Annotated in this window: 19 protein-coding genes; 2 read left to right on the forward strand and 17 right to left on the reverse strand. The window is 68.7% G+C overall.

Annotated elements, in window-relative coordinates:
* Position 1: 1 nt before the first annotated feature.
* The 17 genes from ACW9UR_RS14215 to ACW9UR_RS14295 all read right to left on the reverse strand — a co-directional run bounded on the left by ACW9UR_RS14215 (position 2) and on the right by ACW9UR_RS14295 (position 14324).
* A complete protein-coding gene (locus ACW9UR_RS14215) occupies positions 2–769 on the reverse strand; it encodes a hydroxypyruvate isomerase family protein (protein ID WP_458917656.1) in 768 nt (255 codons plus the stop codon).
* Positions 766–1413: a 3-oxo-tetronate 4-phosphate decarboxylase gene (gene otnC / locus ACW9UR_RS14220; RefSeq protein WP_458917657.1), complete on the reverse strand. Its 648-nt coding sequence runs from the start codon at positions 1411–1413 to the stop codon at positions 766–768. Before otnC ends, ACW9UR_RS14215 begins: the two co-directional genes overlap by 4 nt.
* Positions 1410–2702 (reverse strand): 3-oxo-tetronate kinase, encoded by a 1293-nt coding sequence (gene otnK / locus ACW9UR_RS14225; protein WP_458917658.1) that lies wholly within the window; start codon positions 2700–2702, stop codon positions 1410–1412. Before otnK ends, otnC begins: the two co-directional genes overlap by 4 nt.
* Positions 2699–3082, reverse strand: a complete 384-nt coding sequence (locus ACW9UR_RS14230) for a methylglyoxal synthase (RefSeq protein ID WP_458917659.1) — start codon at positions 3080–3082, stop codon at positions 2699–2701. Before ACW9UR_RS14230 ends, otnK begins: the two co-directional genes overlap by 4 nt.
* A 3-nt stretch (positions 3083–3085) precedes the next feature.
* Positions 3086–3970, reverse strand: a complete 885-nt coding sequence (gene ltnD / locus ACW9UR_RS14235; RefSeq protein ID WP_458917660.1) for an L-threonate dehydrogenase — start codon at positions 3968–3970, stop codon at positions 3086–3088.
* 122 nt (positions 3971–4092) lie between these two features.
* Positions 4093–4446: a DUF1428 domain-containing protein gene (locus ACW9UR_RS14240; protein WP_458917661.1), complete on the reverse strand. Its 354-nt coding sequence runs from the start codon at positions 4444–4446 to the stop codon at positions 4093–4095.
* Between the two features lie 37 nt (positions 4447–4483).
* A complete protein-coding gene (locus ACW9UR_RS14245) occupies positions 4484–4981 on the reverse strand; it encodes a VOC family protein (RefSeq protein WP_458917662.1) in 498 nt (165 codons plus the stop codon).
* Between the two features lie 89 nt (positions 4982–5070).
* Entirely contained in the window at positions 5071–6297 is a 1227-nt protein-coding gene (locus ACW9UR_RS14250) for an RNA polymerase sigma factor (RefSeq protein ID WP_458917663.1), read from the reverse strand.
* Complete coding sequence (locus ACW9UR_RS14255; protein WP_458917664.1) at positions 6294–6665, reverse strand: YciI family protein; 372 nt, start codon at positions 6663–6665, stop codon at positions 6294–6296. Before ACW9UR_RS14255 ends, ACW9UR_RS14250 begins: the two co-directional genes overlap by 4 nt.
* A gap of 127 nt (positions 6666–6792) precedes the next feature.
* Positions 6793–7404, reverse strand: a complete 612-nt coding sequence (locus ACW9UR_RS14260) for a hypothetical protein (RefSeq protein ID WP_458917665.1) — start codon at positions 7402–7404, stop codon at positions 6793–6795.
* A gap of 95 nt (positions 7405–7499) precedes the next feature.
* Positions 7500–8252: an SDR family NAD(P)-dependent oxidoreductase gene (locus tag ACW9UR_RS14265; protein ID WP_458917666.1), complete on the reverse strand. Its 753-nt coding sequence runs from the start codon at positions 8250–8252 to the stop codon at positions 7500–7502.
* 1 nt (position 8253) lies between these two features.
* Positions 8254–9453, reverse strand: coding sequence for an L-dopachrome tautomerase-related protein (locus ACW9UR_RS14270; RefSeq protein ID WP_458917667.1), 1200 nt, complete (start codon positions 9451–9453; stop codon positions 8254–8256).
* Positions 9454–9588: 135 nt separating this feature from the next.
* Positions 9589–10419: a universal stress protein gene (locus tag ACW9UR_RS14275; protein ID WP_458917669.1), complete on the reverse strand. Its 831-nt coding sequence runs from the start codon at positions 10417–10419 to the stop codon at positions 9589–9591.
* A 78-nt stretch (positions 10420–10497) separates the two neighbouring features.
* The gene (locus tag ACW9UR_RS14280; RefSeq protein ID WP_458917670.1) at positions 10498–11694 is read right to left on the reverse strand and encodes an NAD(P)/FAD-dependent oxidoreductase; all 1197 of its coding nucleotides are present in this window, start codon (positions 11692–11694) and stop codon (positions 10498–10500) included.
* Between the two features lie 3 nt (positions 11695–11697).
* Entirely contained in the window at positions 11698–12456 is a 759-nt protein-coding gene (locus tag ACW9UR_RS14285; RefSeq protein WP_458917671.1) for an HpcH/HpaI aldolase family protein, read from the reverse strand.
* A complete protein-coding gene (locus tag ACW9UR_RS14290) occupies positions 12453–13382 on the reverse strand; it encodes a sugar kinase (RefSeq protein ID WP_458917673.1) in 930 nt (309 codons plus the stop codon). Before ACW9UR_RS14290 ends, ACW9UR_RS14285 begins: the two co-directional genes overlap by 4 nt.
* Before the next feature lie 120 nt (positions 13383–13502).
* Positions 13503–14324, reverse strand: coding sequence for an ATP-grasp domain-containing protein (locus ACW9UR_RS14295; RefSeq protein WP_458917674.1), 822 nt, complete (start codon positions 14322–14324; stop codon positions 13503–13505).
* A 203-nt stretch (positions 14325–14527) separates the two neighbouring features.
* Between ACW9UR_RS14295 and ACW9UR_RS14300 the strand changes: the two genes are divergently transcribed.
* Positions 14528–15463, forward strand: a complete 936-nt coding sequence (locus ACW9UR_RS14300) for a 2-hydroxyacid dehydrogenase (RefSeq protein ID WP_458917675.1) — start codon at positions 14528–14530, stop codon at positions 15461–15463.
* 64 nt (positions 15464–15527) lie between these two features.
* Entirely contained in the window at positions 15528–16268 is a 741-nt protein-coding gene (locus tag ACW9UR_RS14305) for an SDR family NAD(P)-dependent oxidoreductase (RefSeq protein ID WP_458917676.1), read from the forward strand.
* Positions 16269–16320 lie beyond the last annotated feature (52 nt).

Genomic DNA, 16320 nt, shown 5'->3' on the forward strand with positions numbered 1-16320 from the left:
GTCAGGTGGCCTGCGCGGCCTTGAGCCAGTCCAGCGTCTGGTCTGTGTCTCCGCCGGGCTTGTACTCGGCGCCCAGGGGGGTGGGCCAGGCCATGTCGCGGATGGTTTCGAAGATGTGGGGGTAGTTGATCTCGCCGTGGTCGGGGGCGGCGCGGTCGGGGACCGAGGCGAACTGGATGTGGCCGATCACCGGCTGCAGGGCCGTCAGGCGGTGGGTGAGGTCGCCCTCCATCAGCTGGACGTGGTAGCAGTCGAACATCAGTTTCAGGTTCTGGGCATCGACCTCGGCGATGATCTCGCGGGCCTGTTCGGTGGTGGTCAGGAAGTAGCCGGGCGCGTCGTAGCGGTTGAGCGGCTCGATCAGGATCGTGATGCCGTGCGGGGCGGCCTTGTCGCAGGCGTAGGCGAGGTTCGCGCAGAAGGTCTCGTGCGCCGCGTCGCCGGTGGCGAAGCCGGCCATGACGTGGATGTTGGCTGTGCCGATGGCGACCGCATAGGCGATGGCCTGGTCGATGGCGGCGCGGGCGTCGGCCTCGCGGCCGGGCAGCGCCGAGAGCCCGTTCTCGCCCTTCGCGGTGTTGCCGCGCACGGTGTTCAGGCCCAGCATCTTCAGGCCGGTCTCGGCCAGCGCATCCCGTACGTCCTCGACCGGGACCTCGTAGGGCCAGTGGCATTCGACCGCGTCGAAGCCCGCCGCTTTCGCCGCGCGGATCGCGCCCGGCAAGGGGCGGTCGGTCCAGAGAAAGCCCAGGTTGGCCGAGAATTTCATGCGTCCCACTCCACGTCGAATTTGCTCACAAGGGCCTGCACCTGATCGCCGGTCAGGCCGCGCGGGTTCAGCCCGTGCGTCAGCAGCGCAAGGCGGGCGGTGTCCTCCAGCTCCTCGATCGCATTGCAGGCGGCCTCGATGTCCTTGCCGGCGACCACCGGGCCGTGGTTGGCCAGCATCACCGCCGTGCGCTTGCCGGCCAGGCCGCGCACGGCCTCTCCCATCGCCGGATCGCCGGGCAGGAAGAAGGGCAGCAGCTTGACGCGGCCCAGCTTCATGATCCCGTAGGGCGTCAGTGGCGGCAGGAAGTCGTCCGGGTCCACCCCCGGCAGCATCGACAGCGCGACCGAATGGCACGAATGCAGGTGCACAACCGCGCCCGCCGTCGAGCGGGTGTCGTAGAAGGCCGAATGCAGCGGCATCTCCTTGGTCGGCTTGTCGCCGTCGATATGCCTGCCCTGCGCGTCGAAACGGCTGAGCCGCCCCGGGTCCAGCCGCCCGAAGCTGGTGCCGGTGGGGCTGACCAGCAGGCCGCCGTCTTGCGTGCGCGCCGAGATGTTGCCGGTCGATCCGCCCGTCAGGCCACGGTCGAACATGGACTTGGCGAGCAGGCAGATCTGCTCTCGGAGCGCAGCCTCGCTCATGCCGCCTCCAGCGCGGCCAGCGTGTCGAGCGCGCCGGCGAAGAAGTCCTCGGCGCCGAAGTTGCCCGACTTGAGCGTGATCGCGATCTGTGCGCCGCCGCTTTCGGCGAAGCACCAGGGCACGCCGGGGGCGATTTCGCGGCCCACGTCCAGCCGGGTCACCTCAAGCGCCTGGGTGACCGCGCCCGAGGTCTCGCCGCCCGCCACGACGAAGCGGCGCGCGCCCTGCTTCCGGGCGGCGACAGCGAGCTTGGCCAGCGCCTGCTCGACGATCTCGCCGGCCCGCGCGGTACCCAGCCTGTCCTGCGCGGCGCGCACGGCGTCGGGCTCGGCGGTGGCATAGAGCAGCGGCGCCTGGGCCAGGTCCTGCGCCGCCAGCCAGTCGAGCGCCGCCTGCGGGCCCTCGGCCTCCAGCGCCAGCGGATCGAGCCGGAACGCCGGTTTGCCGCGCCCGGTGTAGTCCGCCACCTGGCGACGCGTCATCGCCGAGCAGCTGCCCGAAAGCACCACGGCCTTGCCGTCCAACTCCGGCACCGAGGCCGCCGTTGCGTCGGCCGACAGTGTCCCGTCCGCCAGCCACAGCGCCGGAAGCGGGGCGGCGACGGCGCTGCCGCCGGTCATCAGCACCATGTCGCGGCAGGCCTGAGCGATGATGCCCAGGTCCTCGTCGGCCACCGCGTCGACCACCACATGCGCCACGCCCTCGCCCGCCAGCCGGTCAAGTTCGGTTTCCAGGGCCTCGGCGCCCCGCGCCACCGTCAGCCGGTCGGCGAGGCCCACCGGGCGGGTCACCTGCGGCTCCAGCAGGCGCATGAGGTTCGAATCCCGCATCGGCGTCAGCGGGTGGTCCTTCATCGGGCTCTCCGCCAGCGGCTGGCGGCCGACGAAGAGGTTGCCCATGAAGATCGACCGGCCGTTTTCCGGGAACGCCGGGCAATAGATGGTCTGCTCGGTCCCCAGATCCGCCATCAGCGCCTCGGCCACCGGGCCGATATTGCCCTGCGGCGTCGAGTCGAAGGTCGAGCAGTACTTCCAGAAGAACCGCCGCGCGCCCGCCGCCTGAAGCCAGGCCAGCGCCTTGCGGGTCTCGGCCACGGCCTCGGCCACCGGCGCGGTCCGGCACTTCAGCGCGATCACCTCGACGGCGGCGGTGTCCCCCGTTGCTTCATCCGGCGCTTCACCCGGCACCCCCATCCGCAGGCTCACCCGCACCCCAGAGCGCGCCAGAAGCCCCGCAAGATCCGTCGCCCCGGTGAAGTCGTCCGCGATACAGCCCAATACCGTCGTCATGCCCTGTCCCTTGAAAGTTCCGCCAGAACCGCGTCTGCCGACGCCCGGTTCACCGCCAGCGGCGTGTCGTAGAGGATCGCCAGCCGCAGAAGCGATTTGACGTCCACGTCATGCGGCAGCGCCGACAGCGGGTCGATGAAGAAGATCAGCGCGTCGAGCCGCCCCTCGGCGATCATCGCGCCCAGCTGCGCATCGCCGCCCAACGGGCCGCTCAACAGCCGGTCGACCGTCAGCCCGGCCTCGTCCGCCAGCCGACCGCCGGTGGTGCCGGTGGCGACGATGGTGAAGGGCTGCAGCGCCGCGACATGGGTGCGCGCCCAGTCGACGATATCGGCCTTCTTCGCATCGTGCGCGACCAGCGCGACGGTCGGGGCGGCCATGGCTCAGACCTCGCCCGGCAGGGTCAGTCCCGCGTTGCGGGCATAGACCTTGGCGACCGCGGCATCGTCCTCGCCGCCCAGGCCCTGCCCGGCGGCGGCCAGGAACTGCTGCAGCGCCGCGGCGGTGATCGGGGCGGCAAACTTCGCATCCCTGGCGATGTCCAGAACGATGCCCAGATCCTTCGGCCAGATGTTCACCTGGCTCAACGGCGTGTAGTCGCCCGCCACGATATGCGGCGCGCGGTTCTCCAGCATCCAGCTGGTGCCCGCGCATTTGGAGATCACCTCGACGAACTTGTCCGGAGCCACGCCCTGCGTCATGCCGAAGGTCAACGCCTCGGCCATGGCGGCGATGTGGACCCCGGCCAGCAACTGGTTGACCGACTTCATCGCGCTGCCCGCACCGGCCTCGTCGCCCAGCTCGAACACCGTCGCGGCGGTCGCATCCAGCACCGGCCTGGCCGCGGCGAAGGCCTCCGCCGTGCCCGAGGCCATGATCGACAGCTCTCCGCTTGCCGCCTTCGCCGCCCCGCCCGAGATCGGCGCGTCCAGGTAATGCACGCCCGCGTCCGCGCAGCGCGCCGCCATGTCCCGGGCAAAGGCCGGAGGCACCGTTGCATGCCCCAGCACCACCGCGCCCGGCTTCAGCTTCGCCACGATGCCATCGTCCCCGAACAGCACCGCCTCGGTCTGCGCGGCGTTCAGCACCACCACCGAAACCGCATCCAGATCGCCCGGCAGATCCCCCGCCTGACCGCCATCCCCGACAAACCGCTCAACCGCAGCCGCGTTCAGATCCACGCCCCAAACCCGGTGCCCGCCCCGAACACAGGACAACGCCATCCCATACCCCATCGAGCCAAGCCCGATTACACAGATGTCGCTCATGTCCCCTCCACTGCGGTGCAGCCCACCGCTAACGTATACATTAACCCGGCGCAAGCCATGGCCGCGACCCGGGTGTGAGTCGCGGCCATCCTAGTGCCGTGGTCGGGGAAGGAAACCCGTGATCAGAACTCGGCGATCTTCGAGAAGCTGCCGAAGATCATACGCTTGCCGTCGAAGGGCATCTTGCCGGCGTCGGGCGCCATGCGCGGGTCCTTCATGACCTGCTCCCAGCCCGTGTCGTGCGCCTCTTTCGAGGCCCACTGGATCCAGCCGACGACGACGGTCTCGTCCTCCTTGCACTGGACGGCCATCGGCAGCGAGGTGACCTCGCCCGGGGGAACCTCGTCGCCCCAGCAGTCGACCAGCTTCTCGGCGCCGTATTCCTTGAAGACCTTCGCCATCTCGTCGGCATGTGCGAGGTAGGCATCGCGGTTGGCGGTCGGCACGGCGGCCACCATGATGTCGTAATAGCTCATGTTCACTCCTTCGGTTCTGGTTTGAATCGGATCGAATTCAGGCCGCGCCCCTGCCCTCGTAAGCGGCAGCAAGCGCGGCGATGTCGAGTTTCACCATGCCCATCATCGCCTGCATGGCCCGCCCCGCGGCCTCGGCGTCGTCGGAGCGGAGGTAGGTCAGCATCGGCTCGGGCACGATCTGCCAGCGCAGGCCATACTTGTCGGAGAGCCAGCCGCAAGCGACCTCGGCGCCGCCGTCGGCTGTCAGCGCGTCCCAGTAGCGGTCGACCTCGGCCTGATCCTTGCACAGGACCGAAAGCGAGATCGCGTCGGTGAACGGCTTGTCCTCGCCGCCGTTCAGCGCCTGGAAGCTCTGGCCGCAGAGCGTGAACTCGACGAAGAGCACAGCGCCGGTCTTGGGGCCGGGCGTGTCGGCAGCAGCGCGCATTACACGGTCGACCGAGGCGTCGGGAAAGATCGAGGCGTAGAACCGCGCCGCCTCCTCGGCCTCGGTGTCGAACCAGAGGCAGGGGGAAATCTTGCTGATGGCCGTCATTATCCTCTCCTTTGCAATGGGGTGCCGAAGCACCCTTGGTTCCTAGGACGCAGCCGCCGGGCGCTGCCCGACAGGGCACCCGGAAAAATTTAAAGCGCGTCGAGTTGGTCGCGCATGTGCGCCGCCTCGGCGGGCGTGTTGGCCAGCGAGATCGCCTTGCTGAACGCGTCCCGCGCCTCGGCGCCGCGGCCCAGTTCGCGCAGCACCGCGCCGCGTGCGCCGTGGAAGTAGAAGTAACCGTCGAGCTTGGCGGACAGCGGCACGAGCAGCGCCCAGGCGTCGCCGGCCTGCCCGGCCTTCAGCAGCGCCACCGCCCGGTTGAGCGTCACCACCGGCGAGGGCTGGATGTGTTCGAGCGCCGCGTAGAGCCGGGCGATCTGCGCCCAGTCGGCCCCGTCCTCGCGCGCGTGCTGCGCGGCGATGGCGGCTTGGATCTGGCAGCTGCCGGGCTGCGCGTGACGGGCGGCCTTGTCGACCAGTGCCAGACCTTCCGCGATCCGCACGCCATCCCAGCGTGCCTTGTCCTGCTGGTCGAGGGGGACGACTTCGCCCGCATCGTCGAAACGCGCCGCTGCGCGGCCGTGTTGCAGTAGCATCAGCGCCAGCAGGCCCATGATCTCGGGCTCGGTGGGGAACAGGCGTTGCAGCAGCCGGCCGAGGCGGATCGCTTCCTCGCAGAGCGTCGCGCGGGCGCCCTCGGCGGCGATGCCGGTGGTGTAGCCCTCGTTGAAGATCAGATAGATGACCCCCGCGACCGCACCGATCCGCTCGGCCCGTTCGACCGGGCCCGGCACCTCGTAGCCGACGTCGGCCTCGGCGATGCGGCGCTTGGCACGGGTGATGCGCTGTTCCATCGCCTTGTCGCCGACAAGGAAGGCTCGGGCGATCTGCGGTACCGACAGCCCGCCGACGATGCGCAGCGACAGCGCCACCTGATCCGTGGGTTTCAGCACCGGGTGGCAGCAGACGAACAGCAGCCGGAGGATGTCGTCGCGGTAGTCGGCCTCGTCGATGCGGGCAACGGTCGCGTCCTGCCCGGTGCCATCGTCTGGAATCGCGTCCTCATGCGCGAGCGGAGCCTCGCGCTTCGTGCGCCGCGCCGCGTCTATCATCGCATTGCGCCCGACCATGATCAGCCAGGCGGCGGCATTGCGCGGCGGTCCCTTCTCGGGCCAGGTTCGTAGCGCACGCACGCAGGCCTCCTGGAAGGCCTCCTCGGCGCGGTCGAGGTCGCGGAAATGGCGCAGCAGCGCCGCAACCGCCTGCGGCCGGGCCGAGGCGAGCAGATCGCCGATCCAGCCCGTCCCGGCGCTCATGATGCGCGGTCGTCGGGGAAGTAGAGGCCGACGGGGCGAACCTCGTAGCTGCCACCCGGATTGGCCCTGCCAAGCGCGCGGGCAACCTCCAGCGCGTCCTCGAGGTCCTCGCAGTCGACGATGTAGAAGCCGAGCAGCGCCTCTTTCGTCTCGGCGAAGGGGCCGTCGACGACCAGCGGCGGCTCGCGGTCCTTCCTGAGCGTGGTGGCGGTCGAGGTTGGCAGCAGGCGCACCACGGGGCCGAGTCGTCCCTGCGCCTTCAGAGCCTCGTGGACCTCGGCGAGCTTGGCCAGAACGGCGTCGTCCTCGGCCTTGGTCCAGGACGTGACGACCTTCTCGTCGTGATAACACAGGATGGCGTATTGCATGGCTCCCCCCTTGGTCCCTGCCTCAAGGACGCAGGATGCCAGCGCGGGCCGACTCTGTGCAGGGGATTCTTTTCAAACGGTCAAGGCGTGCCGGCCGGGCGGATGCACCACCGGCCGGCACCCGGTATCACTCGGCGGCGAAACAGTAGAACAGGCCGTCGCCCCCCGTTCCGCGCAATGCCTCGAGACTGCATCCCCGCGACGGGTGCGAGGAATTCCACGACAGCGCGGGCGGGCTTTCGTCGAGGCCCATCCGGTCGTGATGGCCGACGACCGCCGAACCCTCGCCCGAGGCGGTCCAATCCTCGCAGCTTTGCCCGGCGAAGGTGCCGTCGGCATTTGATCCGGTCAGGATATCGTGCCGGTTGGGATCATCACCGCGCCCATTCACGACGTTGCCGGACTCGTCCAGCGCGGTTTCCTTGTTGAGGTTGTTCTCGCCGTGCAGCGCATCGAGATCCGCCGCGATCTCGACTCCATTGGCGTTGACCCACGGCCCGGCGCCTATCCGGTCCCGGGCATTCACATCCGTGGTCGACAGATAGGCGCGCCAGGTCCTTCCCGTCACGCCCGCGGCGGTCGCAAGTTCGGAGCAGTAGGCGTCCGCCCCTTCCAGCCCTCCCAGATCGGCCCCGTTGCCCGGGTTCACGCTGGTGATGAAAAAGCTCATCTCCGCGTCCTGCGCGGACAGCGGAGCCGCGACCAGGATAGCCGCGAGCGTCATTGCGAGTCGTTTCATGCGAATAGCCCCCCTTGTTGTACTTGAAGGCCCAGCATGCGGCATTTCGGCTGTCGTGGGGTTCACGTCGTCTTGAGCGCCCGCGTTTGCCCGCCTCAGACCGTATAGTTCAGCCCCAGACGGCCACCGTCGACATAGATCGTCTCGCCGGTGATGTAGCTGGCCTTGTCGCTGGCGAGAAAGGCGACCGTGTTGCCGATCTCGCGCGCCGTGCCGAGCCGCTTGAGCGGGGTTCGTGACATCAGACGGGCCATCGCCTCTGGGTTCTCGTTGACCGAGGCGACCATGGCCGTGTCGATCGAGCCGGGGCCGACCGCGTTGACGCGGATGTTGTGCGGCGCCAGCGCCAGCGCAGCGGCCTTGGTCAATTGCATCACCCCGCCCTTCGACGCGCAATAGGAGGCGATCGTTGGGATCGCGACCTGCGCGTTGATCGAAGACATGTTGACGATGGCGCCCTCGATGCCCTTCGCGACCATCGTGCGCGCGGCGCGCTGGCTGGCGAGGAAGGTACCGGTCAGGTTGATGTCGATGACCTTCCGGAAATCCTCGAGCGGCATATCCAGGAAATCGCCAGGCACCGCGACGCCCGCGTTGTTGACCAGGATCGCGACCGGGCCGACCTGCGCCTCGACCCGGTCGAAGAGCGCCGAAATCTGGTCCGGATCGCCCATGTCGCAGGTCTCGGCCACGGCGTCGCCACCGAGTTTCGCGGCGGCGGCCTGAACACCTTCGGCGTTGCGGTCCACCAGGACCACGCGGGCACCATCCTCGGCCAGCGCCTCGGCGCAGGCATAGCCGATACCCTGCGCGGCCCCGGTCACCAGGGCGATCTTGCGGTCGGTCATCTCATCCTCCGGACGTTTGCGACGGCGCGCCTGCCGACGCCGGGTCGGGCTGGACGCGCCAGATGGTGTAGGGAGCGGCCGCCTCGATGTGCGCGCGGCTGCGGCGCAGCACATCCGGAAGGCCGCTGTCGGCGATGTAGAGCCAGCCGTCCGGACCCAAATCCAGCGAGCCCGGCCAGCGCAACCGGTCGTCGCGGACCAGTGTTTCGAGCGTGCCGACGCCACCCTCCTCGGGCGGGACGGCGCGAAACCGGTGCACGGCATTGTGCTCCACGTCGCCAATGAAGGTGTGCAGCCCCGCGCCCATCTCCAGCCCCGCGCTGAGCGGTTTCAGGGCCACCGTCTCGATGTCGACGGCCAGGCGGACATGCGGCAGGTTCGGCTGCTGCAACAGCGCCGTGGGCACGCGGTAGAGCGTCGAGTGGTTCATCGCCGCGTAGTAGAGCCACGCCCCGTCATCGCTGAGCGCCAGCCCGTCGATCCCCGCCTTGAGCGAGACCAGCCCGCCGAGAAATTGCATGGGGCGGACCGGATTGCGGATCAGCCAGTCCTGCGGCATCACCGTCTCGTGCCGGTCCAGCAGCCGACGCGCGCGGTCCTGCGCAACGTCGTAGACCACCAGCGCCGGGCGCTGCGCCCAATAGCCGGTGTCGGCGATGTAGACCCACGCGCCCTCGGGGTCGACGCGAACGTCCTGCAGGTACGAACCAACGGGTGCGACATCGGAGAGGTCCCGTCGCAGCAGCACTTCGCCGCTGGTCGCATCGAGCGCAATCAGCGTCGGCGCGCCCAAGCCCTGATCGCCACTGTCGACCACCCAGAGCCGCCCCTGCGCGTCGAGGTCCAGACCCTGCGGCGTATCGAACAGATCGGCGGGCGCGCCCTCGGGGGGAAAGGCTGCGGTCTCGCCTCCTTCGGCCAGCATCAGCAGCGGCGGTTCCGGGGATGCGGCGGGATGCAGGGTGTAGAAAATGCGCCCGTCCCCGGCGGCCGCGATGTCGCCGACGGGTCGGTCCGAGTCGAGCACAGGCTCCAGCGCAGCGGACGGCAGGACCGGTTCGGTCGTCCAGTCGCGATAATCCGCACCGCCGCCGAAGAAGAAATAGAGCGCAATCGCCGCCGCCAGACCCAGCACCACGAGAACGCCCGCCAGCCAGGCCAGCGGGCGCAACAGGTAGTTTCGGATGTAGTAGCCTAGCAAGATGCCCCCTTCACCAGGCCGCTTCTGAGGAAATCCGGGCCTGTATCAACGGCATAAGAAACCATCGCGGCGCAGGTCACAAGGCCTGCGCCGCTCCTATCACATCGTGGAGAGTGAATATTTCGCCGTGGGGCGTCAGTGCGCCAACAGCACCGGACAGGGCGGCTGTTCCAGGATCGCGTGGGTCGTGCCGCCGAAGATCCGCTCGCGCAGGCGCGAGTGGCCGTAGGCGCCCATGACCAGAAGGTCGGCCCCCTGCTCCGTCACCTGACGGGCGAGCACCTCCTCGACGGGCTTTCCCTCGGATGGCAGCTTGAGGATCTCGGCCGAAAGCCCGTGGTGGCCGAGATAGCGCGCGAGGTCCACGCCCGGATCGGCGCCATGGCCGCGGGTGCCGGGCTCGGGGTCGATGAGCAGCGCGATGACCCGCTTCGCCTTCATCAGCAGCGGCATCGCTGCGCGGACCGCGCGGCCGCCTTCGGGCGTGGCGTTCCAGGCGATGATCGCGGTGTCGGCCTGCGCCTTGGGCTGGCTGTCGGCGGGATAGGTCAGCACCGGCGTGCCGCTTTCGAAGAGCGCGCCGTTCAGCACCGAGCGATCGAGCCCGCGATCACGGTCGGCGACCACCGGCAGCAGCACCATGTCGGTGCAGCGGCTGGCCGAGGCCACAAGGTCGGTCAGATGTACTGGTCCCGCGACATGGGCGCTGACCTCGCCGTTCTGGTCGCGGCGGGCCAGCAGGCCCTCGATCTCCTCGGCACGGCTGCTGGCCCAGTCCCGGGCCTCCTGCGAGGCCTCGAGCCAGACGTCGCTGTTGACCATGTCATAGGCCGACGCGGGCGCGGGCGGCGCCTGGCTGACGACCAGCACCATCAGGTGCCCGCCCTGGCACATGGTGAAGCTCTCGGTCAGCGTCTCGTCCGGCACGTCGGGCCGCACGATTGTCAGCAGCGATGCGATGGTCATGGCATGGTCTCCCTTCCTGCCGGGTCACTCTCGCGCCGGGGACAGGTCCGCGCCTTGCGCTGGATCAAACCATGCGCGTCAGATGACGTTCCGCTCGGCGAAGGGTGTCCATGTCAGCAGACGTTCTGGCCCCAGCTCCGACAGATTGAGACTGCGATATGCGCCGTGCGCGATCAACTCGGCCACGCCCCGCCCCATTGCCGGGGATTGCTGCAGCCCATGGCCCGAGAAGCCGTTGACCAGAATCACGTTTTCGCAGCCCGGCATCGGACCGATCACCGCGTTCTGATCCAGCCGGTTCCAGGCATAGTGACCGACCCAGCTGGCCGAGACCCGCAAACGCTCGAAGGCCGGGATCCGGGTCGCCAGCAGCGGCCAGACATGGCCCTCCCAGAGCTCCGGGTCCTCGTTGAAATCGTCGGGCGCGACCGGCCCGTCGTCGCACGCGGGTCCCGAGCCTGCCATGAAGGCCGCTCCGTCCTGCCGGACATGTACGCCCGAGGGGTCGATGGTCAGCGGCAGTTTCGCGCCCAGCGGCTCGGCGGACTGAAAGACCCAGGTGGTGCGCTTGCGCGCCTCGACCGGCAGATTGAACCCGGCCCATGCGGCAACCTGCGCCGCGCGTGGGCCGGCGGCGTTGACCACCCATCCCGTGCCGACAGTGATGCCCGAGGCCAGCCGCACGCCAGTGACGCGCCCCGAGGCGCGCTCCAGCCCTACGGCCTCGTCGGTCACGGTCTCGACGCCAAGCGCGCGGGCCTTGCGCCGCCACCAGGCGATCATCGTCGCGCCGTCGAAATAGCCCTCGTCCGGGCCGCCGAGGCTGGCCAGCACGAGGTCGTCGGTCTGCAGGAAGGGCAGCCGGTCCTTGAGCGCCGTCGGGCTGAGCAGTTCGGAACGTGCGCCCTCGGCCGCCTGTACATCGTGGTTGGCGAACAGCGCCGCCGCGCCCTCGTCGGTGGCGGCGAGATAGAGGTATCCGAGCGGATCGAAGTCGATCTGCGGCACGTCCGGATCGCCGCCCATCGCCGCGCGGAAGTCGCGGATGTAGTCCCGTGCGAACTGCGAGATGCGAATGTTGACCGGGTTCGAAAATTGCTGGCGCATGCAGCTGTTGGTGTGGCTGGTCGAGGCAAACTCGAAGCTCGGGTCGCGCTCGACCACCAGGATCCGCCCGTCGAAGCCCGGCTCCTGCGTCAGGAACCAGGCCGAAGCGGCGCCCATCGCGGCACCGCCGATAATGACCACGTCATATGCGGAATGACGTGGTCCCATGTCTCAGCGCCGGTGCTGGGCCAGAAGCGCCTCGGCGCCGCGGGCCAGAAGGCTGTGATCGGTGCCGATGGCAACGAAAAGGAATCCCTCGTCCAGGCAGCGCGAGATGATCGACGGATCGCCGATCAGCGTGCCGGTGGGCACGCCCTTGGCCCGAACACGCGCGGCAGCGGCGTAGATCGCATCCCACACCTCGGGGTCGGTGTGCTTGCCGACCTTGCCCATGCTGGCGGCGATATCGGCCGGGCCGAAGAACACGCCGTCGACACCATCGACGGTGGCGATTTCCTCGGCCCGTTCCAGCGCCTCGACGCTTTCGACCTGGACCAGGATGCAGGTCTCGTCCTCGTACTCGTCGAGGTATTTCGGATCCCGGCCCCAGCGGTTGCCGCGCTGCACAGACGAGACGCCCCGGATCCCCTTGGGCGGATAACGGCAGGCGGCGACGGCGGCGGCGGCCTCTTCGGCGTTCTGCACCATCGGGAACAGGAAGCCCGGCGCACCGGCGTCGAGCAGGCGCTTGACCTGTACCGGCTCGTTCCAGGGCGGGCGCACCAGCGCGGTCGAGCCGTAAGGTGTGATGGCCTGCATCTGGTGGAGGACAGTCTCGATCCCCGAGGGCGAATGCTCCATGTCCACCAGCAGCCAGTCGTATCCGGCGTCGGCAACGATGTCCGCCGCAAGCCCCGAGCAAAGGCTGACCCACAGGCCATATTGAACTTCGCCGGCTTTAAGGCCGCGCTTGAAGGCGTTGGGGGTCATGTATTTTCCTCAGCTTGAATGATCGCCTCGCGGCGTGGAATGGGATCGATGGCGCCGTAGCCCGAGACGGTTCCGGCGGCCACGCGGCCCGCGCGCTTCGCGGCAAGGACCGGATCGCCGGTCTCGAGCAGATAGGCCAGGAAGCCACCGGCAAAGCTGTCGCCCGCGCCGGTGCTGTCCACCGGCTGGCTTGGGGCCGGAGCGATACGCTCGCGCAGGTTGGGCCCGGCGACGATCGCACCCTCGGCGCCCATCTTCATCACCACGAGTTCAGCGCCGAACTCGAGGAACCGGTCAAGCATGGCGTCGACATCCTTGAGCCCGGTCAGGATCTCGGCCTCATCGTCCGAGGGGAAGATGATGTCGGTCCGCTCCAGCGCCGAGAAGATCGTCTCCCGCGCCAGGTCCAGGTCCCACAGCTTCAGCCGCAGGTTGGTGTCGTAGCTGACCTTCACCCCGGCCTCGCGCGCCATGTCGATGGCGGCGCTGGCGGCCAGCCGCATCGGCTCGCTGATCGCCTGGCTGATCGCCGAGACATGCAGGTGCTTGGCGCTGCGGATCAGGTCCGCGGGCAGCATGTCGAACGTATAGAGACTGGCTGCCGAGCCCTTGCGAAGATAGGTGAAATCGCGCCCGCTCGCATGCGGCTTGACGAAATAGACGCCGGTGGGCGCGTCCTTGTCCGTCGCCACGCCCGAGGCGTCCACGCCCTCGCGCTGCCACAGCTCGCGCAGGCTGTTGCCGAACAGGTCATCCCCCAGCGCGGTCAGCATGCCGACACTGGCCCCCTGCCGCGCGGCCGAGATCGCCGCGTTCGACGTGTCGCCCCCGAAGCCCATCCGGTAGTGCGGCCCGTGTCCGGGAATGTCGACCTCGGTGAATTCCACCAGCGGTTCGCCCAGGGCGAGGATCGCGGGTCCGCTCATGCGGCACCTCCCTGCCCTGCGCGGGTGTCGGCGATTGTCATGCTGAACTGCCCCCCTCGTGCGGAGGCATCCGCCCCCCGTTTCCGTTGCGGCACAAAAGACCCGCGCCCCCGGAGAAGGTCAAGCCCCCGGCTGTTCGCGGATCTCCCGGGCAACATGCCGTGTCACTGCCTCGAGCACCGCCCGCTTGTCCGCGGCATAAAAGCCCGAGGAGTTGATCGAGTTTACCTCGATCACCTTCAGCGCACCGTCCCCGGCCATTTCCGCAACATCGAGCACGAAACAGGGCGCGGGAGCGTAACCGTCGATCGACTCGCGCAGGAAGCGCAGCACCGGCTCGGGCGCGCCCGGCTCCGGGTCAGGGATGCCGTTCACCGCATAGCGCGAGACCGCGACGATCCGGCCGCACACGACGAAGGCCCGCCATTCGCGTGCGATCATGCGCGCGGGCGCGACGATCATATCTGCGCCCTGCCCCTCCAGGTAGCCCGAGGCTTCCAGTCTGGCCGCGAACGCCTCGAGCGAAGTCAGGCTGTGCACCGTTCCGGCGAACTCCTTCGTCTCGGCATCCGGCCGGGTAAAGACCCTCGCCCAGCCAGCCCTTCGGGCGACGCCTGCAGCTTCGGCCCATGTCGTGCGAACCGCGCCATGGTTCAGCGCCCGGTCCCCGTAGCGCGCGACGGTGCAGGAGGCCGAAAAACCGTCGCCGTCCCAGCCCGCCGGGGACCACCCTTCGCGACGGGCCAGCGCAAGCAGGCCGCTGGAGCCGTAGACCACGCAGGGGCCTGTGATTTGCGGAACCGGGTCGGCAGGTGCGTGCGAGAACGGGACGACGCGCAGCGTCTCGACCCGCACTTGCATCTCGCGCAAGTGGGCGAGCAACGCGTCCATGTCCGCTGCGCCGATGGCGTTGGACTGAAGAACCCAAGTGACGTGGGGCATGGCGATCCCTTCTCTGTGGTCTTGGCGGGTGATGGGCGCGGCAAGCGGCCCGCGCAAGGCCCGCGGGAAAGGAATGGTGGCCCGTGTCATGATCCCGCTACGCTTTCCGGGCTGGACGGGCGCGGGCGGCGGGGGCATGGTCGCGGCGACCAGATCAAACGGGTGCCGTTCGTGCGCCCGAACCAGCCAGACCGGAGGACCCCATGACCAAACCCGACATTCTCTCGCTCGGAGACTATCAGGACTGGGACAACGCGCCGCTGAACGCGGCCTACACGGTGCACACCGCCGAACCTTCGGACCTGGACGCCGAAACCGCCGCGAAGATCCGCGCCGTCGCCTTCAAGGGGCATCACCCGTTCGGCGCGGCCGAGATGGACGCGCTGCCGAACCTCGGGCTGATCGCCAATTTCGGCGTCGGCTATGACGCGATCGACGTGGCCGCGGCCTCCGAGCGCGGCATAAAGGTCACCAACACGCCGGACGTGCTGAACGACGACGTGGCCGACTTGGCCGTAGGCATGCTGCTGGCCGCAACCCGCCGGATCCCGCAGGCCGACGCCTACACACGGGCGGGCCGCTGGGCGAAGGAAGGCGCCTATCCGCTGCTGCGCAAGGCCTCGGGCAAGCGCGCGGGCATCGTCGGCCTCGGTCGCATCGGCCGCGCCATTGCCGACCGGCTGGCGGCCTTCCACATGCCGATCAGCTATACCTCGCGTGCCCCGAAGGACGTGCCGGCGGGCTGGACCCACTACACCGACCCGGCCGAAATGGCGGCACAGGTCGACTATCTCGTGATCGCGCTGGCGGGCGGACCCGAAACGGCGGGGCTGGTCACCCGGCAGGCCCTCGAAGCGCTCGGGCCCGAGGGGATGCTGGTCAACATCTCGCGCGGCACGACGGTGGACGAGGAAGCGATGATCGAATTGCTGCAATCGGGCAAACTGGGCTTCGCCGCGCTCGACGTCTTCCTCAACGAGCCCGAACCCGATCCGCGCTTCCTGACGCTGGAGAACGTGTTGCTGCAGCCGCACCAGGCCTCGGCGACGGTCGAGACGCGGCAGGCGATGGGCAAACTGCAGCGCGAGAACATCGCGGCCTTCTTTGCGGGCACGGCGCTGAAGACGCCGGTCAACTGAGACCGAGCGCCGGGGTCGCAGCGCCCCGGCATACCGACAACGAGAACATTTTGGGGGGACTGACATGAACCAGATCGACCTAGCCGGGAAAGCCGGCATCGTCTCGGGCGGCGCGCAGGGCATCGGCCGTGCCGTGGCCGAGCGGCTGATCGCCTCGGGCGCGCAGGTCGCGCTACTGGACCGGGACATCGATCTTGCGCAACACACCGCCGACGAGATCGGCGCCACAGCGGTGGCGGTAGAAGTCGCGGACTGGGACAGCGTCTCGGCGGCGGTGGCTACTGCTAAAGAGACACTGGGCGGGATCGACCTTGCCGTGTTCAGCGCCGGGATCGCCGGCAAGAACGCGACCGTCGCCGATTATCCGATCGACGAATGGCGCCGGGTGATCGACATCGATCTGACCGGCATCTTCCACTGCTGCAAGGCCGTGCTGCCGACGATGCGCGCGCAGGGATATGGCCGGATCGTCAACATCGCCTCCATCGCCGGCAAGGAAGGCAACCCCAACGCCGGCGCTTATTCTGCCGCCAAGGCCGGGGTGATCGCGCTGACCAAAACGCTCGGCAAAGAAAACGCCGACATGGACATCTCGGTGAACTGCGTGACACCCGCCGCGGCACGCACCGCGATCTTCGACCAGATCAGCCAGGAGCATATCGACTACATGCTCTCGAAAATCCCGCGCGGCCGCTTTCTCGAGGTCGGCGAGGCCGCGGCGATGATCGCCTGGATGTGCTCGGCCGAATGCGGCTTCACCACCGGCGCGACTTTCGACCTTTCAGGCGGACGGGCCACGTACTAGGCACCCGCCTTCCACTTTCTTCAAATATCCCCGCCGGAGGCATCCGGCGGCA

It is taken from the genome of Halovulum sp. GXIMD14794, assembly GCF_054457455.1.